Below are 24,810 nucleotides of genomic sequence, written 5' to 3'. Positions count from 1 at the left end.
CACCCTGATTACTGAAAGCCCCTGACATGTACACACCTGACCTGGCCCCTGTCGCGGACAGCCTGGCCGTCTCATCTCTGATTGCCATGCTTCCCCTGGCCACCGTCTTCCTCCTGCTGGGAGCGCTGCGGTGGAAGGCCCACTGGGCGGGACTGACCGCACTCCTCGTAGCCGTCCTAGTTGCGGTTTTCGCCTATCAGATGCCCATCCATCTCACCGCACTCTCGGCCACGCAGGGTTTCGCCTTCGGGCTCTTCCCGATCATGTGGATCGTGATCAACGCCATCTGGCTCTATGACCTGACGGTGAAATCCGGACGCTTCGAGGATCTGCGCCTGGTCATCAACCGCGTCTCCGATGATCCGCGGGTCCAGGCGATCATCATCGCCTTCTGCTTCGGCGGACTTCTTGAGGCACTCGCCGGATTCGGCGCGCCCGTGGCGATCACCGGCGTGATGCTGCTGGCCGTGGGATTCTCCCCGATGCGTGCGGCAACGACGGTGCTGCTGGCCAACACCGCTCCGGTCGCCTTCGGCGCCATCGCCATCCCGATCATCACAGCGGGAAACCTCACCGGTATCGATTACCAGAGCATCGGCGCCTATGTCGGACACCAGACCCCGTTGCTGGCCTTCCTGGTTCCCCTCTTCCTGGTCCTGCTCGCCGACGGCAAGCGCGGGCTGCGGGAGACCTGGCCGATCGCGCTCGTGATCGGTGTGACCTTCTCCGTGGCGCAGTGGGTCTCGGCCACCTGGATCTCCGTCGAGCTCACCGACATCATCGCCTCCCTCTGCGGTCTCGCGGCCGCGGTGATCATGCTCCGCTTCTGGCAGCCCAAGGGCGGCGATGAGGCGCGGGCGCGCCTGCGCGCCGAGGACGTGGACAACACCGCCCCCGCGGCGGCGACCGGCACGCTGACACCGGCGCGCACCTGGATGGCACTGTTTCCCTATCTCCTGGTGATCATCGTGTTCTCGGTGGCCAAGCTCTGGACCCCGGCGATCAAGTTTCTCGCCTCCACCGATGTCAAGATTCCCTGGCCGGGTCTGCACGGACATATTCTCGGCGCCAACGGGGAGCCCGTAACCAGTACAATCTACACCTTCAGCTGGTTGTCCTCACCGGGTACCCTGCTGCTGATCTGCGGTGTCGTCATCGCCATCGTCTACCGCGTCAGCGCCGGTGATTCGCTCGGGATCTACGGCCGCAACCTGGTCAAGATGCGCTTTTCCATCCTCACGGTGGCATCGGTGCTCTCCCTGGCCTATGTGATGAACCAATCCGGTCAGACGATCACGATCGGCCACTGGATCGCCGGAACCGGTGCGGCCTTCGCCTTCCTTTCCCCGATCCTCGGCTGGCTCGGTACCGCGGTCACCGGTTCCGACACCTCCGCCAACGCGCTGTTCGCCACCCTGCAGCAGGCAGCAGCGGAGAAGGCAGGAATCGATCCGACGCTCCTTGTCGCCGCGAACACCTCCGGCGGTGTGGTGGGCAAGATGATCTCCCCGCAGAACCTGACCATCGCGGCCACGGCGGTGGGGCTGATCAACAAGGAATCCGAGATCTTCCGCAAGGTGATCTGGTGGAGCCTCGGACTGCTTGCGGCCATGTGTCTGATCGTGGGTCTGCAATCCACGGTGCTGTCCTGGATGCTGCCCTAGGTGTACTGACCGTAGACGTTGGTCGAATCCGTGTGATTCGGTGACATGACTGACATGACGAAGACCTCTCGTGTGGAATGGGATGTGCCTTAATCCAACCCGGTCACACGAGAGGTCTTCGATGTCTCATGCTAACGCAGCATTGACCCCACGTCACCGTCTCAAGGTCGCCCGCCCGGTCGTCGACGAGGCATACCCCATCCCGGCGCGGCGGATCAGCTCCGCCCGACGTTGAGTGAAAACTCGATGAAGCCGGAATCCTCAACCGAGACGAAGCCCAGATCGGGCGCCTGCACCCCGAAGTCACTCCAGGTGACGGGGATCTGGCCGATGATCTGGGCTGAGTTCTGTCCGAACGCGGTCTCCGCATCGACGGAGACGGTCCGGGTCTGCCCGTTGATGCTGAGCTCACCGGTCAGCGGGATCGTGGCCTGTCCCTCCTCGACGGCCCGGGACACGTCGATCGATGAGGTCAGCGTGAAGGTGGCCTCCGGGTGCGCGGCGGTGTCGATCGCCGAGGTCCGGAAATAGTTGTCCCTGCGGTCCGAGTCGGTGGTGATATCGGCGACCGGGACGGTGACGGTGGCGTCGACAAGCTCCTGTCCGGTGACCACAATCGTCGCCGTGACGTTGTCGGTGCGGCCGGTGACCGTCACGTCGGATCCGTTGAGGACCTCATCGAGGCGGTAGCCGGCCCAGGAGCCGGTGGTGGTCGTCCATGTTCCCTCGATCCCGGTCGGTGCCCGGTCCTGCGCGCGGTCCGGTGCCGGCGGCGGTGCGGACAGCGTCGGGGAATCCTCGGCGCGGGAGGAGACGGTGGAAGCGTAGATGCGGGTGCCGATGAGGATCACGGCCACCAGCGCAATAAGGGTGATGACGCCGATGATCCAGCGGCGGCGAATGTTCGGGGTGGGCATGGGGTCTCCTTCTGGACGGGTCCCGGATGCGGGGCACCGCACGGGATATTTAGTTGACGGGTCAATTGAACCGGATTGGTCGGCGGGTGTCTTTAGCCGAAGCGGGTTTCAGGGGGAATTGCCAGAGCAGTCCCATGCTGTTGTCAAGGCACACTCATCCCCGGCTCCCCGCGATGGGGGACACCCGATGTTCTATACTCAGCGTTGCCGGCGGCTCCGATTTCGGCGGAGCCGGGGAACACGGTGGGAATCCGTGACTGACGCGCAGCGGTAACCACCTGCGAAGGCGCCCGTTTCGATGCCACTGGTTCACACCGGGAAGGCGCGGGTCGCCGGGGGTGGGAGTCCGAAGACCTGCCGGCGCCCGCCTCACTCCGGGGTGGGCCAGTTGTCAGCCGACGGAGACGCGATGATCCGGGCTGCTAAGTGGAAAAGGTCCATCCATGTCCAAGTCCCGTACCCTGGCGGCGATCATCATCGCCTCATCACTGACCGTGGTCGCGTGTTCCTCAGGCGATACCACCACCAGTACGCCGACCGCCGCGCAGCCCGCAGGAAACTATCCGGTCACCGTCGACAGCTGCGGCAATTCCGTCGTGGTGGACCGGGCGCCGGAGCGCGCCGTGGCCCTCAACCAGGGCATAACGGAGATCCTGCTGTCGATGGGTCTGGGGGACCGTGTGGTGGGAACCGCCACCTGGACCGATCCGGTCCTTCCCGAACTGGAGAAGGCCAATGAGACGATCCCGCGTCTGGCGGACAATGACGCGTCCCTGGAAACCGTCCTGGCCACCGAACCGGACCTGGTCGCAGCGAGCTTCGCCAGCACCCTCTCCGACGGCGCCTCCGGATCCTTCGATTCCTACGCCAGGGTCGGTGTACCCGCATATATCGCGCATTCCGACTGCGTGAAGTCGCGTCTGGGCAATGATGACGGCGAGCGCGGAGAGAAGCTCGGCATGGATGACATCTACCGCGACATCGAGGACCTTGGTCTGCTTTTCGACGCCCCCACCGCAGCACAGGACCTGGTCAACGGGCTGGACGCCCGTATGACGGCCGTCCGGGCCGAGGGGGAGCCGCTCACCGCCGCCTTCTGGTTCGCCAACTCCGAATCCCCCTACATGGCCGGCGGCTACGGCGCCCCGCAGATCATCGCGGACCAGCTGAACCTGGACAACGTCTTCGCCGATCGCACCGAGGAATGGCCACAGATCAACTGGGAGGCCGTGGCACAGGCTGATCCCGACGTCCTCGTCCTCGGTGACCTCACCCGCAAATCCCAGACGGCGGAGACCGGTGATGCGAAGGTGGAGTTCCTGAAGAACCATCCCGTGGCCAGCCAGATGAGCGCGGTGCGGAACAACCGCATCATCTATGTGGCGGGAGCGGACATGAACCCCTCGATCCGCACCGTCGACGGTGCCGAGAAGGTGGCCGCGGGGCTGCGGGAACTCGGCCTGCGCTAGTGGTGCTCCAGAAACTCAGCCCCTGGCTCTGGGCGGTGGTCGGGATTACCGCGGTGGTGTTCTCCATCGGCATGTCGGTGACCTTCGGCCCCGTCCACCTGTCCACCCTGGACGCCTGGCAGGTGATTCTGAACAGGGTGGGCCTCGGCCCGGCGCCGGAACTGTCGACGGTGCAGGCGGCGACGGTATGGGAGCTGCGCATGCCCCGTGCCCTGATGGCCGGGCTGGCCGGTGCCGGTCTGGGGCTGTGCGGGGTGGTCCTGCAGTCGCTGCTGCGCAATCAGCTGGCGGATCCCTTCATCCTCGGCGTCAGCTCCGGCGCCTCCACCGGCGCGGTGCTGGTGGTGGTCACCTCGGCTGCGGCATCGGCGCTGGCGATGTCGGCCGGCGCCTTCCTCGGCGCCCTGTTGTCCTTCGCCCTGGTACTGCTGCTGACCAGGGCCGCCGGCGGGGGAATGCAGAAGATCATCCTCGCCGGTGTCGCCATCACCCAGCTGTTTTCGGCACTGACCAGCTTCATCATCATGATGTCCGCCGATTCCCAGACCACGCGCGGCGTGCTCCACTGGCTGCTTGGCTCGCTGAGCTCCTCATCCTGGGAGACGGTGGGCATCACGGCCGTGGTGCTCCTGCTGTGCGCGGGCGTGATCTTCCTGCACTCGCAGGTGCTCGACGCCTTCGCCTTCGGTGAGGATTCAGCCGCGGCGCTGGGCATTGACATCGTGAGAACGCGGCTGGTGCTGCTGCTGGTCACCGCGCTGCTGACCGCCACCATCGTGGCGAGCTCCGGGGCCATCGGTTTCGTCGGGCTGGTCATGCCCCACGTGTGCCGGCTCCTGGTCGGCTCGATGCACCGCCGCCTGATCCCCATGGTGGCACTCTGGGGGGCGGTGTTCATGATCTGGGTGGACACGATGGGACGCACCATTGCCGATCCGGTGGAGATCCCCGTCGGGGTGATCACCGCGCTGGTGGGCGTGCCCATCTTTGCGATAATTCTCATCAGATTCGGAAGGAGATCCCGATGAGCGCGGTCAGCGGGCGGTCGATCAGCTATTCCATCGCCGGAACCCGGGTTCTCCGGGATGTGGATGTGGAGGTCGGGGAGGGTGAGATGTTCGGGATCGTCGGCCCGAACGGATCGGGGAAATCCACCCTGCTGCGGGTCCTGGGCGGACTGGCCACCCCGGAATCCGGGGAGGTCCGGCTCAACGGGCGGCAGGTGCGGGGGATGCGGCCCGGGGCCATCGCCCGCACCCTCGCCCTGGTGGAACAGCGTGCGGTGCCCAACGCCGAGCTCAGCGTGCGTGAGGTGATCTGCCTCGGGCGGATCCCGTATACCTCGGCACTTCGGGGCCTGCGGGCACGCGACATGGAGATCGTTGAACGCGCCGCGGCCCAGACCGGGGTGGGCGAGCTGATGGAGCGATCCTTCTCCACGCTTTCCGGGGGCGAGCAGCAGCGGGTGCACATCGCCCGCGCCTTCGCCCAGGACACCCCGCTGCTGTATCTGGATGAACCGACCAATCACCTTGACATCGCCCACCAGCTGGCCATTCTGGATCTCGCGGCGGCCGCGGGGCGGACCAATGTGGTGGTCCTGCATGATCTCAACCTGGCGTCGATGTACTGCGATCGGATCCTCATGCTCGAGCAGGGGCGGGTCTTCGCGGTGGGTACCCCGGCGGAGGTGCTCAACCCCGGGTGGATCTCCGAGGTTTTCGATGTCACCTCCCGGGTGCACAACGCCGGGACCGACCCCTACATCCAGTTCCTGCGCCGCACCAGGTGAGCACGGGGTGTGAGAATCTCAAAATCTCTTCCCAGAAAGTGATCCGGACAACATTCGGGAGATGGTGGCGGTTGCCGGCGGGTGACCCGCCTGTTGCTATATTTGGGCAGCGTAGGAGAAGTTTTCAGGCCACAGTGAGAGCGGGTCATCGGCCGGGATGGATCTCCGTGGGGTTTTCCACCCCGGGTTCCCCGGTGCGCAGGTGGCGCGCGTGGCACGCCGCCCCGCGGGCAAAAGATGACGTTTTCCTCATGATTTATGGCATATTACTATCTAAACAATGCCGCACCGCTGTCTTCCGGTGCGCCATTTTTCATTAGCCGAGCCCCCTCGGGCGCGGTTCCCCTCTACCCGGGGTCCGTGCCCGAGATACACCAAGGAGCGAGTTCTCACGTGACCGAATTGAGTAGGACCTTCCGCACCAGCCGCCTGATCGACCGCTTCGACCGGGAGCCCTTCGCCTTCGCCTTCTCCGGCCAGGGTTTCGATTGGTTGAAGACTCTCCGCGATGCGGTCGCGGCGGGCTCCGGCGGCAACGTGTCGGGGATTGTCGGGCGCGCCGGGCGCCTCCTTACTCCTGTCGCAGATGAGCTGGCCGGCACCTTCCCCTTCGGTTTCTCCCCGGTGGAGTGGGCCGGTGCCGCCGAGGCGCCCGCGTTCGACACCTCGCAGTCAGCGGTGAGTGTCCCCGGGATCTTCGTATCCCAGATCGCCACCCTGGATTCACTCGAGCTGCAGCATCTCGACGTCGATCGCGCGGTTGCGGCGATCGGCCACTCCCAGGGTGTGCTCGGCGTCCATCTGCTGCGCGATGTCACCCGCGCCGATGAGCTGCTCGCCCTGGCACAGCTCATCGGTGCCGCGATCACCCATACCGCCCGGATGACCGGGCTTATCGCCCGCGGTGAGCACTCGCCGATGGTCTCCATCTCCGGCATCTCCCGCGAGCAGCTCCAGGACGCGATCGATGCCACCTGCTCCGACGTTCCGGAGGAGATCCGCCCGGTGGTTGGTCTGCGCAACGCCCGTGACGCCTATGTCCTGGTGGGTCGCCCGGACGACAATGCCCGCGTTAGCGATGCCCTCACCGTGGCCGCCGCAGCCGACGCCGCGGCCGTGCAGAACAAGCTCCGCGGGGGAAAGCCCTTCGCCCCCCGCATCGCCGACCTGCCGGTGCAGTCCGCCTTCCACCACCCCGCCATGAAGGACGCGGTCGAGCAGACCGTCGCCTGGGCCGTGGCCTGCGGCCTCGATGCGGACACCGCCCGCGACGTCGCCTCCGACGTCCTGGTCAACCCCGTGGACTGGCCGGCCGCCGTCGATCGTGCGGTGGCGGCGGGGGCGAAATGGATCCTGGACGTGGGCCCCGACGGCGGTGTCGTGCCCCTGACCCGTACCATTCTCGCCGGCCGTGGAGCCGGATCATTCGCGGTCAGTGACGCCGCCGGTCAGGCCATGGTCTTCGATTCCGGCCTCGCCCCGAAGCTGCCCAGGCCATATTCCGAGTTTGCACCCAGGGTGGAGACTGTCAACGGTGTGGCACGCCTGGTCACACGCTTCAGCGAACTCACCGGTCGCAGTCCGATGATGCTGGCAGGCATGACCCCGACCACGGTGGATCCCGAGATCGTCGCCGCGGCCGCCAACGGTGGACACTGGGCTGAGCTCGCCGGCGGTGGCCAGGTGACACCTGATCTGCTCGAGGCGCATATCGCGCAGCTCAGCGAATTGCTGGATCCGGGTGTCAACGCCCAGTTCAACTCCATGTTCCTCGATCCCTATCTGTGGAAGATGCAGATCGGGGGCAAGCGTCTGGTGCCCAAGGCACGCGCCAACGGCGCGCCGATCGACGGCATTGTGATCACCGCGGGCATGCCGGAGAAAGAGGAGGCCATCGCCCTGGTGCGGGACCTCCGTGCGGGGGGCTTCCCCTGGATCGCCTTCAAGCCCGGTGCGGTGCGCCAGGTCAGGCAGGTGCTCGCTGTCGCCGCGGAGATCCCGGAGATTCCCGTGATCATCCAGATCGAGGGCGGAGTCGCCGGTGGCCACCATTCCTGGGAGGATCTCGATGATCTCCTGATGGACACCTACGCCGACATCCGCGCCCTGGACAACGTGGTGCTGTGCGTCGGTGGTGGAATCGGAACGCCCGAGCGCGCCGCCGACTACATCACGGGCACCTGGGCGGACAGGCACGGGCTGCCCCCGATGCCGGTGGACGGCATCCTCGTCGGCACCGCGGCCATGGCGACGAAGGAGGCGAAGACCTCCCCGTCGGTCAAGCAGATGCTGGTGGCGACCCGGGGCACCACGCAGTGGGTGCCCGCGGGTGGCGCCAACAACGGCATGGCCTCAGGGCGTTCCCAGCTCGGCGCGGACATCCACGAGATCGACAACTCCTTCGCCCGCGCGGGCAGGCTCCTCGACGAGGTCGCGGGGGACGCCGAGGCTGTTGCGGCCCGTCGCGCGGAGATCATCGCAGCCATCGGGAGGACCGCCAAGGTTTACTTCGGCGATCTCGAGAAAATGAGCTATGAACAGTGGCTCAGGCGTTACCTGGAGCTGTCCGGACCGGTGGACGGCGAGTGGATCGACATCTCCTGGAGGAACCGTTTCCAGCAGATGCTCGAGCGCACCGAGGCCCGGTTGATCGACCAGGACCACGGACAGTTCGTGCCCACCGTGGACATCGATGCCGCGGATGCGGCCGCGTGCGTCGAAAAGCTCGCTTCCGAGCTACCCACCTCCGATCTGCTCACCCCCGACGACGTGGCCTGGTTCCTCAGGCTGTGCCGCACCCCGGGCAAGCCCGTCAACTTCGTGCCGGTCATCGACAGGGACGTCCGCAGGTGGTGGCGCTCCGATTCGCTGTGGCAGTCCCAGGACGCCCGCTACGAGGCGGATCAGGTGGCCATCATCCCCGGGCCGGCCGCGGTCGGTGGCATCACGGTGGCCGATGAGCCGGTCGCGCAGCTGCTGGACCGCTTCAACGAGGCGACCATCGGCAGGATCGCCGAGTCCACCGAGGTGCGCCGTGACCCGATCGCGGAGCTGATCAAGGCGCCCGGAACCTACTGGGCCGGCCGCAACGTGCCCTCCATGGTCCAGCGCCTCGGCGATGTGGAGGCGTGGGTCAACGGAACGCACCCGCCCACCGGTGCGACGCTCGAGCCTGTCGACGCCGAGCACGTGATCCTCACCGTTCCCCTGGCCGGTTCCACCGCATTCGGAACCACCACCGATCTCAGAATCCGTTTCACGCTGCCCGAATCCGCGGCGCCCGGAACGGTCCCGCAGGTCACCCAAGCCGATGCCGAATCCGCGATGGGTGAGCTCACCAGAATCGCCGCCGGTGGCACCCTGGCCGAGGTGGACCACGGTGTGGCCACCTGGGACACCACCCTCGATGCCGGGGTGATCGCCGACTACAACAACGTCACCGCCAGCTACCTGCCCGCCACCGTCGCCCCGGCGGCGACCGCCCCCGATGTCCTGGTCGGCCGCGCCTGGCCCGCCATCTTCGCAGCGGTGCGCTCGGCCATCATCCCGGGCAGCGATTCCGCCTCGGTGGTCGAGGGCATGCTCTCCCTGGTCCACCTCGAGCACCACATCGTGATGCTCTCTGAGCTGCCCGCGGCGGACAGCGGGGTCGCCCTCCACGTCACCGCGGCCGCCGAGGAGGTCTCCGACACCTCGATCGGCCGCGTGGTCGTGGTCCGCGCGCAGATTCTCGCCGACGGCCGTGAACTGGCCACCCTGTCCGAGCGTTTCGCCATCCGCGGGCGCGGCGGTGAGGCGGTGGCGCGGACCAACACCTCGGCCCTGCCCACGACCATCGACACCCCCCGCTCCCACCGCGCGGTGGCCCGTGTCACCGCCCCGGAGTCCATGCGGCCCTTCGCGGTGGTCTCCGGCGACCGCAATCCGATCCACGTCTCCGCGACCGCCGCCGCCCTTGCAGGGCTTCCCGGCGTGATCGTCCATGGCATGTGGACCTCCGCGATCGGCGAGCTCATCGCGGGTGCGGCCTTCCGTGACGAGCAGACCGAGACCCCGGCCTCGCGGGTGGTCGAGTACACCGCCACCATGCTGGCTCCGGTGCTGCCGGGGCAGACCATCACCTTCACCGTCGAGCGCTCCGCTATCGACTCCCGCCCTGGACGCGGCGAGGTCCGTTCGATCACCGCGACCGTGGAGGGCAACCCGGTGCTCACCGCGACCGCGGTGATGGCCTCGCCGACGACCTTCTACGCCTTCCCCGGCCAGGGCATCCAGTCCCAGGGCATGGGTATGGAGGCACGCCGGAATTCGGCGGCCGCGCGTGCGGTGTGGGACCGCGCCGACGCCCATACCCGGGCGAAACTCGGCTTCTCCATCCTGGAGATCGTGGAGAACAACCCACGCGAGGTCACCGTGGCGGGCGAGCGGTTCCACCATCCCGACGGCGTGCTCTTCCTGACCCAGTTCACCCAGGTGGGCATGGCCACCCTCGGCGTCGCCCAGATCGCGGAGATGCGCGAGGCCGGTGCGCTCAACCAGCGCGCCTATTTCGCCGGCCACTCCGTGGGTGAGTACAACGCGCTGGCCGCCTATGCCGGGGTGCTCTCGCTGGAGTCCGTCCTGGAGATCGTCTACCGTCGCGGACTGACCATGCACCGTCTGGTGGAACGTGATGACAAGGGCCTGTCCAACTACGGCCTGGCCGCCCTCCGGCCCAACAAGATGGGGCTGACCGCCGACAACGTCTTCTCCTATGTGGAGGGGATCTCCGCGGAATCCGGTGAGTTCCTGGAGATAGTCAACTACAACCTGGCCGGACTGCAGTACGCGGTCGCCGGAACACAGGCGGGACTGGCCGCGCTGCGTGCCGATGTGGAGGACCGCGCCCCCGGGCAGCGCGCCTTCATCATGATTCCCGGCATCGACGTCCCCTTCCACTCCTCGAGGCTGCGGGACGGTGTCGGAGCCTTCCGCGAACACCTGGATTCGCTCATCCCCGAGCAGCTGGATCTGGACATCCTGGTCGACCGCTACATCCCGAACCTGGTCGCACGTCCCTTCGAGCTCAGCCGTGAGTTCGTCGAATCCATGGCGAAGGTCGTGGATTCCCCCTACATCACCGGGATCCTCGAGGACTTCGAGACGGCGGCGGCCGATGAGCAGAAACTCGCCCGGACACTCCTGATCGAACTCCTGGCCTGGCAGTTCGCTTCGCCGGTGAGGTGGATTGAAACCCAGGATCTGCTGATCAACGACCTGGGTGCCGAGCGTTTCGTCGAGGTGGGTGTCGGTTCGGCACCGACCCTGGCCAATATGATGGGCCAGACCCTCAACCTGCCGCAGTACCGTTCCGCGCGGGTCGAGGTGCTCAACATAGAGCGTGACCGCCCTGTGGTGTTCGCCACCGATGAGATCGTCCGCGAGGTTGAGGCCGAGTCCGCACCGGAGCGGGAGGAGACCGTCGAGGTGGCGGCCGCCGCGCCGGCCACCGTTGCCGAGCCGGTTGCAGCAGCCGGGCCGCGCCCGGATGACATCGAGTTCACCCCCGCCGACGCCACCGAGATGCTCATCGCGATCTGGACCAAGGTCCGACCCGATCAGATGGGCGCAACGGATTCGATCGAGACCCTCGTCGAGGGTGTCTCCTCCCGCCGGAACCAGCTGCTGCTGGATCTGGGCGTGGAGTTCGGTCTCGGCGCGATCGATGGCGCGGCTGACGCCGAGCTCGGTGATCTCAAGGTCACCGTCTCCAAGATGGCCAGGGGATACCGCGCCTTCGGTCCGGTACTCTCCGATGCGGCCGCGGATGCGCTGCGCCGGATCACCGGACCCACGGGCAAACGCCCCGGCTATGTCGCCGAGCGGGTGACGGGAACCTGGCAGCTCGGTCAGGGCTGGGCCGACCATGTGGTGGCCGAGGTGGTCATCTCCGCCCGCGAGGGTGCCTCCCTGCGCGGCGGGGAGCTGGCCACGCTCGAGCCCTCGGCACCGGCCACCGCCGCCGATCTGGACACGCTTATCGACGCCGCCGTCCGCGCCGTCGCCGCCCGCCGCGGCCTCAGCGTCTCCCTGCCCAGCTCCGGCGGTGCCGGCGCGGGCGTGGTCGATTCCGCGGCACTCGGCGAACTCGCCGAACAGGTCACCGGCCGCGAGGGTGTGCTTGCGGCCACCGCGCGCACCATCCTCGCCCAGCTGGGTCTGGACACCCCCGCACAGCATGGCGTGGACGCGGCCGAATCCGACACCCAGCTCTATGATCTCGTCTCCCGGGAAATGGGCTCCGACTGGCCGAGGCTGGTTGCCCCCGCCTTCGACGCGGACCGCGTTGTCCTGCTCGATGACCGCTGGGCCTCCGCGCGTGAGGATGTCTCCCGCGTGGCGCTCGGTGAACTGGACGCATCCGAGATCGATGTCACCGGAGCCGGGGACGCCGTCGCGGCGCAGGCGCAGTACTTCGGTCTCGATGAACTGGCCGCAGCGGCCCGCGACACCTCCGACCTCGACTATGCCGGGGACGTGGCGGTTGTCACCGGGGCATCGCCCGGCTCGATCGCGGCGGCGGTCGTCGAGAAGCTGCTGTCCGGTGGTGCGACCGTGGTTGCCACCACCTCCGGTCTCAGCCACGACCGCCTGGAGTTCTACAAGGAGCTCTACGCACGTTCCGCACGCGGTACGGCGGCCCTGTGGATCGTGCCGGGGAACCTGAGTTCCTTCACCGACATCGATTCCATCGTCAGCTGGGTCGGTTCCGAACAGCACGCCACCGTCAACGGTGCATCCAAGCTGGTCAAGCCCGCGCTCGTGCCCACCCTGCTCTTCCCCTTCGCGGCACCGCGGGTCTCCGGATCCATGGCCGACGCCGGGCCACAGGCGGAGACGCAGATGCGTCTGCTGCTGTGGTCGGTGGAGCGTCTGATCGCGGGACTGGCGCCGCTGGGTGCCGATACCCGCATCGGGCACCGCCTCCACGTTGTCATCCCCGGTTCGCCCAACCGCGGCCGCTTCGGCGGCGACGGTGCCTACGGCGAGTCCAAGGCCGCGCTCGACGCCGTGGTCACCCGCTGGCACGCCGAGCAGGGCGCATGGGGGGCGAACACCTCGCTGGTCCACGCCCTCATCGGCTGGGTCCGCGGGACGGGGCTGATGGGCGGGAACGATCCGTTGGTGGCTGCGGCCGAGGAAGCGGGTGTGCAGACCTACTCCACCCAGGAGATCGCCTCGCTGCTCGTGTCTCAGATTGCGGGAGACATCCGCGAGGAGGCCGCCGGGGCGCCGGTCACCGTCGACTTCACCGGCGGGCTCGGTGAATCCGAGATCAATCTCGCCGAAATGGCCCGTGCCCTCAGGGTGGAGGCCGCCGAGGCCGAGGAGGCACCGCGCACCATCGCGGCGCTGCCGACGCCCTACCGTCCGATCGTGGCCACCACCCCCGACTTCGACGGACGTGTCAGCCAGAACCTCGAGGACATGGTGGTCATTGTCGGCGCCGGGGAACTGGGCCCCCTTGGCTCGGCCCGAACGCGTTTCGACGCCGAACTCAGCGGCACCCTCAGCGCCGCGGGCGTGACCGAGCTGGCATGGAGCACAGGTCTGATCCACTGGGACACCGACCCCACCCCCGGCTGGTACGACGCCTCCGGCGAGGAGGTCGCGGAGGAGGACATCTACGGCCGCTTCCATGATGAGGTCATGGAGAGAATCGGTGTCCGCCGTTACCATGACATGCCGGAGTACGGCATGATCGACAATCTCGCGCCCGAGCTGACCACCGTCTACCTGGACCACGATCTGACCTTCAGCGTCGGTTCCCGTGCGGAGGCCGAAACCTACGTCGAATCCGAGCCGGAGCTGACCCGTGCCGCCCTCGACGCCACCACCGGTGAGTGGACCGTCACCCGCAGGGCCGGCTCGGCCATCCGGGTGCCGCGCAGGATGGCAATGACCCGCTTCGTCGGCGGTCAGGTTCCCGAGGGCTTCGATCCCGCCGTCTGGGGCATTCCCGCGGACATGATCGACAACCTCGACACCGTCGCACTGTGGAACATCGTCTGCACCGTCGATGCCTTCCTCTCCGCGGGCTTCAGCCCGGCCGAGCTGCTCGGTGCGGTGCACCCGGCACGGGTGTCCTCCACCCAGGGCACGGGAATGGGTGGCATGGAGTCACTGCGAGGGATCTATGTCGATCGCATCCTCGCCGAGCCACGGGCCAATGACGTGCTGCAGGAGGCACTGCCTAATGTGGTCGCGGCGCATGTCATGCAGTCCTATGTCGGCGGCTACGGTCAGATGATCCACCCGGTCGCCGCCTGCGCCACCGCCGCGGTGTCCGTGGAGGAGGGCATGGACAAGATCCGCCTCGGCAAGGCCGACTTCGTGGTCGCCGGTGGTTTCGACGCACTGTCGGTGGAGGGAATCACCGGTTTCGGTGACATGGCGGCAACCGCCGACTCCGCAGCGATGGAGGCGAAGGGGATCGAGCACCGTTTCTTCTCCCGCGCGAATGACCGCCGCCGTGGCGGATTCATCGAGTCCGAGGGCGGCGGCACCCTGCTGCTGGCACGGGCGTCACTGGCCGCGGATCTCGGCCTGCCGGTGCTCGGCGTGGTCGGATTCGCCGAGTCCTTCGCCGATGGTGCGCACACCTCGATCCCGGCTCCGGGACTCGGTGCGCTGGGTGCCGCACGGGACGGGGTGGAGTCCAGGCTCGCACGGTCGCTGGCGTCCGTCGGTGTCTCCCCGGATGAGATCTCCATCCTGTCCAAGCACGACACCTCCACCAACGCCAATGATCCCAACGAGTCCGATCTCCATGAGCGCATCGCTGCGGCGATCGCCAGGGATTCGGGTAATCCGCTCTACGTGATCTCGCAGAAGGCCCTGACCGGCCATGCCAAGGGCGGTGCCGCGGCCTTCCAGCTCATTGGACTGACCCAGGTGCTGCGCAGCGGACTGGTCCCGGCCAACCGCTCACTGGACTGTGTCGATCCGGTGCTCTCCGGACACCAGCACCTGGTCTGGCTGCGCCGGCCGCTGGACCTCCGGGCTGTCGCACCGAAGGCCGGCCTGGTCACCTCGCTCGGTTTCGGACACGTCTCCGCCCTGGTGGCCGTGGTCCACCCCGACGCATTCGTCGAGGCGGTGCGTCTGGAACGCGGTGAGGAGGCCGTGGCCGAGTGGCGTGCCGCGGCGCATGAGCGCGAAGCCGCGGGCCTGCGCCGGATCGTCGACGGAATGCACGGCGGCGTGCTCTATGAGCGTCCCGTCGAGCGCAACCTCGGTGTACACGGTGACGCCGCGAAGGAGGTCGAGGCGGCGGTCCTGCTGGATTCGGGCGCCCGCCTCGTTGACGGGGTGCTGACTCCTTAAAGGCTGGAGAAAAAGTGAAGGGCCCGTACACATCAGGTGTGCGGGCTTTTCTCGATCATATATTCGAACGGATGGGGGTGGATGTCCATCCTTCCTTCTATGATGCGGAGTGTAGTAACTCTTATTCGAGGAGGTGTGTGAAAAGTGGCCGAAAGAATATATTTCTCCCATCAGGATCCCATTTCGGCGCAGTCCTTCATCAATTATGAGATCAACAAGGCGAGTTACCACCGCTGGTGGTTCCTTCTCGAGGACGCGGACGAGCACGACGCGGACTCGCTGATCACTGAGCTGATGGCGGCGACGGGATGCAGCAGATATGAGGTGAACCAGGCCATCAGGGCGGTGGCACTGGTCAGGATGCTCCCGGGTCTGCGCCGACTGGTTGAGGAGATGTTCCATGTCAACATCTCCTACCTGGCCCGGATCATGGATGCGGTCGCGCCCGCGGCGATGGCGATCCTTGACCCTCTGGAGAAGCGCATCATCTCCCGGCTGACCCCCCGGGTGGCGGGGGAGATGATGATTCAGGCTGGACACCTTGCGGGGCTGATCACACGCTGGATCAAGGAACTCGATCCTTCCCACTGTGGTCCTCAACCGCGCAGTGAGCGGGAGGGGGAGTACCTGGAGTTTCAGAGCAGGGGGGATCACACATACATCCGCGCGAGGTTGGCCACCGCCGATGCCCGACGGTTCAAGGATTCCCTTGAGGCGGTCGGTGGCACCAGGATTCCCCTGGCACAGGCACTGAGGGAGTTTCTTGATGCGAAGGCCCCGGTCCAGGTTGTCCAGTACCTCTACACCCCGCGAACCGGCGGAAGGTCCTGGATGGCAGGGGTGGGTTACCTCGGCCCGCTGCTGGCCAGGGACTGGAAGAAGCGGGTGGCAAAGGAGGTGGAACTCGATGCCATGGACTCCGCGGTGGAGAAGGGATACCGGCCGAGTCAGCGGATGCGGGCGGCGGTCATCGCAAGGGACGCGCACTGCCGCTTCCCGGGGTGTTCGGTACCCGCGGACCGCTGTCAATTGGACCATGTCCGCCCCTGGGCGGCTGGTGGGCCCACGGCGATGTGGAATCTCATGTGCCTGTGCCAGCACCACCACAACATGAAATCGGATGGGCGTTTTACCCCGGAGCTCGACGAGCTCGGGGAGGTGTTGTGGATCGGACCGATGAACCGACCGGTGGTGGTGCGCCCCGAGGGGCCCTTCGCCGAGGAGATGCCGACCGGGCTATGGGGACAGAAGCTGCGGGTGAGGTTGAAGGAATGGAGGAGAAAGAGGAGGGAGGAGGCTCACAGGACGGACTCCGCCTAGAACTTCACCATGGGTTCATAACCTGCGGGGATACGATCACTGTCCACGATCTGCTTGCCGAAGGGGAACAGGGAAACGGGGATCATCCGGAGATTGGCTATGGCAAGGGGGATTCCCACGATCGTCACCGCCTGCGCCGCGGCGGTGGTCAGGTGTCCAATCGCGAGCCAGACGCCCGCGATGAGGAACCACACGACGTTGGTGATTCCGGCGACACCGCCACTTCCCCCTGTCTTCTGGACGACGCTGCGGCCGAAGGGCCACAGCGCGTAGTTGGCCATGCGGAAACTGGCGATTCCCGCAGGGATGGTGATGATGAAAATACACGCGATGATCCCGAAGAATACGTATCCGATGGCGAGCCACAGTCCGCCGAAAACCAGCCAGATGATGTTCAGTAGTAGTCTCATGTCCCCCAGCATAGAATCTCAGGGGTGATTACGATCGGGACCGACCTTGTCCATATCCCCGCCTTCGCCGAACAGCTCGCGCAACCGGGCAGCAGCTTCATGGCCGTGTTCGGGGCGGGTGAGCGTCGATTAGCGGCCAACCGTGAGGGGTTCCGCAGGGTGGAGCACCTCGCCGGTCGGTGGGCGGCGAAGGAGGCGTTCATCAAGGCCTGGTCACAGGCCATCTACGGCCGGCCCCCGGTGATTCCGGAGGAGGAGGTGGCGTGGGCCGAGATAGAGGTGCGCGCCGACCGCTGGGGCAGGGTCGCACTCGGCCTGGCCCCGGATATGGCCGCGAAGGTGCGTGGCTCCCTGGGCGAGTTCAGTACCCAGATCAGCATCAGCCATGACGGAGACTACGCGACAGCGGTGTGCATGCTCACCTGTGGGGGCCCACACCCGTAGGGGGATCGGGAGGATTATCCGGTGGCGACGGAGAACAGGTAGGAGATCAGCATCCGTTTGATTTCCACCACGATGGCATTGAAGGCGGGATCATCCTCCGGTCCCGGGCCGACATCACGCACGGCGTAGTTGAGAAGGGAGGACACGGTGTGCACCAGCAGGCCGGCCAGGGACATGCGCTCCTCGTAGGAGGCCCCGCGGGCCAGGGGCTTCATCACCCCGGCGATGATCTCCAGCATTTCCTTCTCGGTCGCCGCGGCGGTGGCGCGGGTGGCCGGGGTGGACTGGATGGCGTGCCAGACAGCGCGTCGTGAGGGGTCCTCGCGCCACAGCCGCGCGAGGTGCTCGATGAACTCGTCGAGGATATCCGGCCACTGCAGGGCCGGGACCTGCTCGGAAAACTTCTTCAACTCGGCGACGGCCTCCGCATTGTCCACGCGGTCGAGCTCGCAGATGAGCACGTACTTGTTGGCGAAGAACTGGTAGAGCGTTCCGATGGGGACCTCGGCGCGTTTGGCAACCTCGTCGAAGGTGAAGGATTCGAATCCGAGATCGACAAGCACGGAGCGTGAGGCGGTGAGGATTCTGTTGAACTTCTCCCGGCTGCGCTGCTGTGCGGGGCGACGCCGGGGCACCAGGATCTCCGAGCCTGCCGCCGGGGCGTCGTCAAGCGTGTCTTTGTCGCTCACTGGATTCAGGCGAGCTCGCGGATGATTCTCGCCACGTGGCCCGTGGCACGCACGTTGTACTTCGCCAGACCGATGGTTCCGTCGGGTTCAACGACGAAGGTCGAGCGGATCACACCCTCCACCACCTTGCCGTAGTTTTTCTTCTCGCCGTAGGCGCCCCAGGCGGTCATGACCGACTTGTCCGCGTCGGAGAGCAGCGGGAAGTTAAGATCGTGGTCCTCACGGAACTTCACGAGCTTGTCCACGGGATCGGGGGAGATCCCCACGATGTCGACATCGAGCCCGTTGAGCTCAGCGAGGCTGTCACGGAAATCACAGGCTTCCTTCGTGCATCCCGGCGTGTTGGCCCTGGGGTAGAAGTACACGATCACCCGTCTGCCCGCGTAGTCACTCAGGGAGGTGGTGGTTCCGGAATCATTCGGCAGGGTGAATGCGGGCGGGGTATCTCCAACTTCCAGTCGATGCGCGTGAGTCATGAATCCAACAATAGCCGGTGGGCAGGGCAATGGGCACCTTGATCCGAGGTACCACGGCACGGTGGCAACCAGTTAAGTAATATGGTCGTGCAGTAACGGGTTTTCAACACAACGCGTTAAATTGAGTCAATTAATTATTCTCAGGAGTAGCCCCGTGGCACGCAATATTGATGACATCCAGCGCGACATCGAACGCACCCGCCGCCAGCTGGCGAGCACACTCGACGAACTGGCCGACCGCACCAAGCCGGCCAACCTGGTCGATGATGCGAAGAGCCAGGCCACCGCCAAGCTGCGCGAGCCCAACACACAGAAGGTTCTGCTCGGTGTCGCCGCCGTGGTTGTGGGGGCCATTGTGTTCAGCGTCGTCCGCGGCCGCAAGAAGAGCAATGATCTCAAGGAGATCCAGCGCCTGCTCTCCGAGCGCTGATTCACACCAGCTGAGCGCCCGCGGCGTGCATCTCCTCCAGAGCTGCATCGCCGCTCTTTTCTGCAACCGCGGAACACAGCCTGGTGAGAATGCGCACCCGGAAACCCTGCTTCAAGGCATCGAGGGCCGTCGCCCGTACACAGTGATCGGTGGCTATGCCCGCGATGTCCAGGGAATCGATGCCTCGGCTCCGCAGCCAGTCCGCCAGCGGCGTACCATCGCCGGCCGAGGTGCCCTCGAATCCGGAATAGGCGGCGGTGTGCTCGCCCTTGCGGAAGAATTCATCGATGAGATCGGTGCGCACCTTTTCCTGTATTTGCGCGCCGTCTGAATCAGCCACGCAGTGAACCGGCCAGGAATCAATGAAATCGGGCGTGTCCGAAAAGTGGGCGCCCGGATCGATGTGCCAGTCCTGTGTCGCCACCACCACGCCGTAGTCGGAGGCGTGGGACAGCTGGTAGGCCCCGATCAATCCGGCGACCTCATTGCCACGCTCGGTGGCCAGCGATCCACCGGGGCAGAAATCCCTCTGAACATCCACGAGTACAAGTGCGCGTGCCATCTGAGCCGCCTTTCCCTTTGATGCAGCTCAGTTTTAGGCACAAAAAGCTTTTCGACGCCCCGGACGCGCGCCCGGGGGCCCCACGCTCCCCAACGACAAGACCAGGTTGGAGCCCTGTAGGAGGCTCCAACCTGGTGTTATTGTGCGCCATCAGGGAATCGAACCCCGAACCCTCTGGAACGGATGAGTGAGTTTGCGCAGGTTTGTACGATTATGTACGGGTTCCTTCTTGTGCCCCATAAATCGGTATCTAGCAGGCATCAAGGCACATTGAACAGGGAATTCCATCGTGGGGTGGCCTATCGAAAGTGCGGGCTAAGTGCGGACCACTTCAACTGCCGAGCGAGGGGCGTTTACCCGATTGGTTGAGCGCTTTCGAATGGGCCCTGGGAACCCGCTCGCTCGACTGGGATTCTCTCAAGGAAGCTCTTGTTGCGTTCCAGCTCGAAGTCGGCCCAGTACTCCACATCGGTGTAATACTCAACCATCCGGGCGTAGAGCTCAGCAGGAATGGGGGTGGTTTGATTGCGCATGGACTCCAGGATCTGCATGGAGCCATCTGCTTCCTCACCACAACTCATGGCAACAGCACCTGAGTAAGCGAGAGTTGGATCATCTAAGTAACCGACGATTTCAGCCTCAAGCGGAAAAAACTTCCTCAGTTCCTCAACTACCTTCTCACGTTCAGACATTCTCTCCTCCTCACTGTCGCGTATGTGGTTTGATTTTATCAAGGTTCGTCGACCTATTGAAAGGGTGGAGTGAGGGGCGTTTACCGTTTCCGGTAAGCGCTCACACCGTCGATGTGAAGTGGCCGTTCCCATCTGAGCGCTTAGGGGTATGCCAGTACCACCGCGCTGATTCCAACGCCTTACACGGCGAATTTGACCTGCGGTTTCATGCCCGCGTTGTTGCTGGCTCACCTGGGTCTAGGGCACCTCGGTGTCCGCATGCGAGGGGTAATGCGGAACGGTTTACGCATAGCGCGCAACTGTAGGTAAAATACGGGCAGAATTTAGAGCTAGCTGCACTTTTAGTAGCGCGCACTATCCCACCGTTCCCGCCGTGCATGCGTGGAGCAGATAAAAGACTGATTCACTTAACCCAGCTATACTAGACAGTTACCTTAAGCTTAGAAAGGATGGAAACGATGTGGACCGCTGTAGCTATCCTCCGCGAAATGAACGTCACTGACCCGGTTGAAGCGGAATTGTTTTCCCATCTCGATTCTAAGCCGTTAGATTGCATACTTCCGTTCGTATGTGGTGAACCCGATGATGGTTCAATGGCTGTTCTTGGCGAACTACGACGTCAAGTTAGCCCGTTGCCTCGTGAGTTCTTCGATCGACTCAGTGAGTATTACCTTGACCCCAATCTGTGGGAGGGTTGGCAGCTGGAGCGGGCTAGGAAGATACTTGCTGCTACCCCAGTCATCGCAGCAGCTGCCTAAGAACCCCTCTTTTACCCCTAACCGGATTCTGGTTAGGGGTTTTCTCATGCCCTGACCGCAGACGCGGCTGTGTGAGTTCCCGCCGTGCCCGCGTGGGGCAGATAAATCCGGTGGAAGGGTGCCGGCGGCTGTGTGAGTTCCCGCCGTGCCCGCGTGGGGCAGATCTGCCCCGGAGGTTCGATTCCTCTCCAGGGCACGTTCCCGCCGTGCCCGCGTGGGGCAGATCCTGTCCACATATCTTGCATGGCCTCAATCTGGGTTCCCGCCGTGCCCGCGTGGGGCAGATTCCAACTGCTTCCGCCGCTCAGCCCCCAACCCCGTTCCCGCCGTGCCCGCGTGGGGCAGATGTGGTAGCGATCTTTGTCGCAGCGGAGTAAGCCGTTCCCGCCGTGCCCGCGTGGGGCAGATTTCGGTGTTGGTCCAGGAGATGGAGAGCTGGTTGTTCCCGCCGTGCCCGCGTGGGGCAGATCCTGTCTGTGTGGGTTTCTTTCTGCCTGTAATAGTTCCCGCCGTGCCCGCGTGGGGCAGATCGTCGGGGGTGCCGAGGTATTCGTGTCCGGTGGGTTCCCGCCGTGCCCGCGTGGGGCAGATATCGACAATAATAGCCCTGAGGTGCAGGCGCAGGTTCCCGCCGTGCCCGCGTGGGGCAGATATCATTCCCGCCTCCCGTGAGCCGTATCGGGCGGTTCCCGCCGTGCCCGCGTGGGGCAGATACTTGTTCACCAGGTCACCCACGCGGATCTTAAGCCCCCCTCCGTTTAGGGCAGACACGGGACACCGGGGGTTGCACGTAGCCTACACGGGCCACCGCTGCGGGGTGAAAGGGGGCGACCACTTTACCGGATCCAATAAAGTTGCTGGTCACCCCACACAAACATGACGCCTACTGCCGGTACGCGGCACGCTTGCGCAGAGAAGCGACGAATGAACCGGCCCGGGTTCTGTGCCGCTTCTATGCGGGGAGCGACTCCTCGGTGAGGGCCGCGTAGTAGGTCGCCTCGAACTCGTCGGGGCTGACCATTCCAAGGCTACCGTGAAGCCTTCGGTTGTTGTACCAGTCGACCCATCCGGCGGTCGCGAACTCGACGTCTGCGATTGTCTTGTAGGGGCCGTCGTGGAAGATCGTCGTACGCACGCATTCGGCCTTGTAGAGCCCGTTGATCGTCTCCATAAGCGCGTTGTCGTACGCATCGCCGACGGTCCCGATCGAGGCGGCGATACCCTCGAGCGCGAGATGCTCGGTGAGCATCACGGAGGTGTATTGGGCCCCCGCATCCGAGTGGTGCCGCAGTTGTCCGGGGCCGACTCGGTGGCCTTGCCGGTCACGTTCCCAGAGCGCCATGCGCAGCGGGATCATGACGAGGTCGACATGCTTGGTGGTCTGGACGTGCCAAGACACGATGCGTTGCGAGAACACGTCGAGGATGAACGCGACATACACCCATCCCGCCCAAGTGCGGACATAGGTGAAATCGGTGACCCACGTGTGATCGGGCCGCGGGGCGGTGAAGTCCCGGTTCAGCAGATCCCCGGCCCGGATCCCGTCCTTCACACGGATCGTCGTACGGATCGCTTTCGCCCGCGTGACGCCCGAAAGCCCCAATGCCCGCATGGCACGGTCGACTGCCCCGCGGGAGGCCTCCGGGAGCGCGGTGCGGCGGATCAGGGCGGTCATTTTCTTCCGCCCGTACAACCCCTCCGGAGTCATCCGACGACGTTGCTCACCGGCCTGATCCTCGACGGTCGTCCAGGCGGCGTCACGGACCGCGTCCACGACCATCGCGTCGGCTTACTGTACGGGCCGAAATCCGGGGGCGTTTCCAGGACCGGTAGGTGCGTGCCGCGATCTTCATGCCCTGCTCACGCAGGACGCGAACGATCGACTCGACGGCGAAGCCCTCCGAACGCATCTGGTCGATGAAGCCCATCATCAACGGTTGCGGGGGTCGAGCTCCCCCGCGAAGAAAGTCGTCGCCGCGCGCAGGATCGCTACGTCCTCACGGAGCCGACGGTTCTCGGCTTTGAGCCGCTTGATCTCAGCGTGCTCTTCGCTGGTTTGACCTTCTCTGGTGCCGGCATCGATCTCAGCTTGGATCACCCACCGGCGCAGCGACTCCACGCCGACGCCCTCCTGACGCGCAACGGCTGCGATCGCCTTCGCGTTCGATGGGTACTCCGATCGGTGCTCGCGCACCAGCCTGACCGCTCGTTCACGGACCTGCGCATCAATCTTCTTTGGCATGAAGCCATCCTCTCAACTCGAAAAGATGCGGCATCAAACCTGGGCCGGTTCAAGCTCGGCTCTTAGCCTGCGGTTTTCCGCCTCGAGGTTGATTGATTCAGCGGGGCTTTCGACACCGGAGTCCTTGTGTTTGCGGACCCAGACCCGCAAGGCTTCTTTCCAGACTCCGAGTTCACTCGCGATCCGAGTGACAGCCCCATGGGCGGTAGCGGGATCGGCTTGGGCATGGATGACAAGCTCTACAGCGCGCTGCTTGAGTTCGTCGGTGTATTTGACGGGCATGTGAGGGTTTCCTTTTCCAATTTCCTACCCTCCATCAAACCCGGGGCGATTCACTCCTGGGGATAGAGCTTGGCCATGAGGATCATCCTTCCAGACTTGCCCTGTCGGGCAAGCCAGATCAGATGCCACCTATCCGTGGAGCAGACCCCTGAAGAGAGGCAACCGACCCAAAGTAGGCTATTATACATGCGAACCCTCAAAAAGTGCGCGATGCGAGACGCTACTTATAAGGGAGTTGGTGTGGGAGACCTGAACCCAGTAATCATCAACAAACATCATTTCTGAAGTTTCTATTCTAGATAGATACGATGATAGAACTCCCTTGTCCTCCTCTTGGATAGGGGGCAAAGAGCAAAACCTTCTTACGTATTGAATGGAGAGAAAGACTAGTGATCTGGCCACGCAATCTAACAGTTGTCACTGTTTCATTCGGAGTGTTACTCGGAACAGCTTCTATCGGAGTAGGGGATGCCTTTGCTCAGGAGCAAGGATCGATGTCAGACCGTTATGAACCTGAGTATGAATCGCTAGAAGCGCGCCTTGGCGCTTCATGGGATGGATCAGGCTTATCAAATTCCGCATCACAAACCATTGAGAATTTGGGTGAATTACCAGAGGGCACTCGATTCCTACTTGAAAGTGGCACTTTCTCAGACACTATTGATGATGGTCTAGTCAGTTCTCGCCTCGATTCCTACACTGGAACAATCCGCCACACTTTGGGAGGCTCAGGGAGTATTAGCTTCACTCCCGGCAAGGTGAAAAGATCTTATACAGATCGGGTGACTGTGAGAACGGTTTACCCTGATGGCTCTGTTGACAAGGTGACTCCTCGTTCGGTAATTGAGGTAGCGGATAACATCTACTACAGCCCGCAGCCCCGAGAGGACAAAAAAATAAGTAATGGTGAAACCGTTAAGATTCCGTTGAAAGTGATAGATGGCCAGGGAGTTATCAGCGGGATCCCCCAGGGCGCCAAGGTGATGAAGGATCGTCATGGTTCAATTGAAGATGCAGAACTCAAGGGGGCCACTATTCTCATTGATGAGAACAGCGGCGAGCTTACTTTTACCGCGCCCGAAGATCGGACAGGGGTGCTGTGGTTCCGTACGGAGCTAATTTATGCAGACGGTACTTATGTGGAGATCCATTATTCCTTGGAAGTTACAGATAGGCCGCCTCTGAAAGACCAAATGCGCTTTTTTGGATCTTCCCTGAGTTCATAATCACCTCATAACGGGGCTTGACCCTTGATCTTGGACATGCTGATTCCAGCTCGGTGCTTGGGACGCGAGAA

The 24,810-nt window shown here is 64.4% G+C and carries 17 protein-coding genes, 1 pseudogene, 1 CRISPR repeat array and 1 riboswitch; of the genes and pseudogenes, 10 read left to right on the top strand and 8 right to left on the bottom strand.

The annotated features are described in order from the left end of the window. The first annotated feature begins 26 nt into the window (after positions 1-26). Complete coding sequence (locus B7E02_RS12265; RefSeq protein WP_080796460.1) at positions 27-1,664, top strand: L-lactate permease; 1,638 nt, start codon at positions 27-29, stop codon at positions 1,662-1,664. Between the two features lie 215 nt (positions 1,665-1,879). On the opposite strand, the gene B7E02_RS12260 is transcribed toward B7E02_RS12265, so the two are convergent. Beyond that, entirely contained in the window at positions 1,880-2,581 is a 702-nt protein-coding gene (locus tag B7E02_RS12260; protein WP_080796458.1) for a YceI family protein, read from the bottom strand. Between the two features lie 192 nt (positions 2,582-2,773). Next, a riboswitch (cobalamin riboswitch) is annotated at positions 2,774-2,957 on the top strand. A gap of 67 nt (positions 2,958-3,024) precedes the next feature. On the opposite strand from B7E02_RS12260, the gene B7E02_RS12255 reads away from it, so the two are divergent. From B7E02_RS12255 to B7E02_RS12235, 5 genes are all read left to right on the top strand, one after another. Continuing rightward, the gene (locus B7E02_RS12255; RefSeq protein ID WP_080796457.1) at positions 3,025-4,050 is read left to right on the top strand and encodes an ABC transporter substrate-binding protein; all 1,026 of its coding nucleotides are present in this window, start codon (positions 3,025-3,027) and stop codon (positions 4,048-4,050) included. A 2-nt stretch (positions 4,051-4,052) separates the two neighbouring features. Beyond that, positions 4,053-5,078 carry a FecCD family ABC transporter permease gene (locus B7E02_RS12250; protein ID WP_425429809.1) on the top strand — a complete coding sequence of 342 codons (1,026 nt, stop codon included), beginning with the start codon at positions 4,053-4,055 and terminating at the stop codon, positions 5,076-5,078. Then, positions 5,075-5,842 carry an ABC transporter ATP-binding protein gene (locus B7E02_RS12245; RefSeq protein WP_080796453.1) on the top strand — a complete coding sequence of 256 codons (768 nt, stop codon included), beginning with the start codon at positions 5,075-5,077 and terminating at the stop codon, positions 5,840-5,842. The genes B7E02_RS12250 and B7E02_RS12245 overlap by 4 nt, the downstream gene beginning before the upstream one ends. Positions 5,843-6,235: 393 nt before the next feature. Further along, positions 6,236-15,208 (top strand): type I polyketide synthase, encoded by an 8,973-nt coding sequence (locus tag B7E02_RS12240; RefSeq protein WP_080796452.1) that lies wholly within the window; start codon positions 6,236-6,238, stop codon positions 15,206-15,208. 144 nt (positions 15,209-15,352) lie between these two features. After that, entirely contained in the window at positions 15,353-16,528 is a 1,176-nt protein-coding gene (locus B7E02_RS12235; protein ID WP_080796450.1) for an HNH endonuclease signature motif containing protein, read from the top strand. Here B7E02_RS12235 and B7E02_RS12230 read toward each other — a convergent pair. Then, on the bottom strand, positions 16,525-16,938 hold the full coding sequence (locus B7E02_RS12230; RefSeq protein ID WP_080796931.1) for a YccF domain-containing protein: 414 nt from the start codon (positions 16,936-16,938) through the stop codon (positions 16,525-16,527). The two genes, B7E02_RS12235 and B7E02_RS12230, sit on opposite strands and share 4 nt — an antisense overlap. 24 nt (positions 16,939-16,962) lie before the next feature. Between B7E02_RS12230 and acpS the strand changes: the two genes are divergently transcribed. Next, a complete protein-coding gene (gene acpS, locus B7E02_RS12225) occupies positions 16,963-17,382 on the top strand; it encodes a holo-ACP synthase AcpS (RefSeq protein ID WP_080796448.1) in 420 nt (139 codons plus the stop codon). A 14-nt stretch (positions 17,383-17,396) separates the two neighbouring features. Here acpS and B7E02_RS12220 read toward each other — a convergent pair whose 3' ends face one another. Together B7E02_RS12220 and bcp are read right to left on the bottom strand one after the other, a co-directional pair. Beyond that, positions 17,397-18,071, bottom strand: coding sequence for a TetR/AcrR family transcriptional regulator (locus tag B7E02_RS12220; protein ID WP_080796446.1), 675 nt, complete (start codon positions 18,069-18,071; stop codon positions 17,397-17,399). Positions 18,072-18,076: 5 nt separating this feature from the next. Continuing rightward, the gene (bcp, locus tag B7E02_RS12215; RefSeq protein WP_080796444.1) at positions 18,077-18,547 is read right to left on the bottom strand and encodes a thioredoxin-dependent thiol peroxidase; all 471 of its coding nucleotides are present in this window, start codon (positions 18,545-18,547) and stop codon (positions 18,077-18,079) included. 154 nt (positions 18,548-18,701) lie between these two features. Between bcp and B7E02_RS12210 the strand changes: the two genes are divergently transcribed. Continuing rightward, entirely contained in the window at positions 18,702-18,977 is a 276-nt protein-coding gene (locus tag B7E02_RS12210; protein WP_080796442.1) for a DUF3618 domain-containing protein, read from the top strand. Between the two features lies 1 nt (position 18,978). On the opposite strand, the gene B7E02_RS12205 is transcribed toward B7E02_RS12210, so the two are convergent. After that, on the bottom strand, positions 18,979-19,539 hold the full coding sequence (locus tag B7E02_RS12205) for a nicotinamidase (protein WP_080796440.1): 561 nt from the start codon (positions 19,537-19,539) through the stop codon (positions 18,979-18,981). Positions 19,540-19,892: 353 nt separating this feature from the next. Further along, positions 19,893-20,231 (bottom strand): hypothetical protein, encoded by a 339-nt coding sequence (locus B7E02_RS12200; RefSeq protein ID WP_080796437.1) that lies wholly within the window; start codon positions 20,229-20,231, stop codon positions 19,893-19,895. A gap of 488 nt (positions 20,232-20,719) precedes the next feature. Between B7E02_RS12200 and B7E02_RS14165 the strand changes: the two genes are divergently transcribed. Further along, positions 20,720-20,989, top strand: a complete 270-nt coding sequence (locus B7E02_RS14165) for a hypothetical protein (protein WP_143336755.1) — start codon at positions 20,720-20,722, stop codon at positions 20,987-20,989. A gap of 75 nt (positions 20,990-21,064) precedes the next feature. Beyond that, positions 21,065-21,702: a CRISPR direct-repeat array (repeat unit 28 nt; unit sequence GTTCCCGCCGTGCCCGCGTGGGGCAGAT). Positions 21,703-21,941: 239 nt separating this feature from the next. On the opposite strand, the pseudogene B7E02_RS12195 reads toward B7E02_RS14165, so the two are convergent. Beyond that, positions 21,942-23,231, bottom strand: a pseudogene (locus B7E02_RS12195) (IS3 family transposase). Between the two features lie 33 nt (positions 23,232-23,264). Further along, positions 23,265-23,513 (bottom strand): transposase, encoded by a 249-nt coding sequence (locus B7E02_RS12190; protein ID WP_080796435.1) that lies wholly within the window; start codon positions 23,511-23,513, stop codon positions 23,265-23,267. A 389-nt stretch (positions 23,514-23,902) separates the two neighbouring features. Here B7E02_RS12190 and B7E02_RS14510 point away from each other — a divergent pair, with 389 nt between their 5' ends. Then, the gene (locus B7E02_RS14510; RefSeq protein ID WP_281248244.1) at positions 23,903-24,739 is read left to right on the top strand and encodes a YPDG domain-containing protein; all 837 of its coding nucleotides are present in this window, start codon (positions 23,903-23,905) and stop codon (positions 24,737-24,739) included. Positions 24,740-24,810 lie beyond the last annotated feature (71 nt).

This window comes from Corynebacterium pacaense (assembly GCF_900169525.1).
GTDB classification, from domain to species: Bacteria; Actinomycetota; Actinomycetes; order Mycobacteriales; family Mycobacteriaceae; genus Corynebacterium; species Corynebacterium pacaense.
This window is presented reverse-complemented; position numbering and strand designations above follow the sequence as displayed.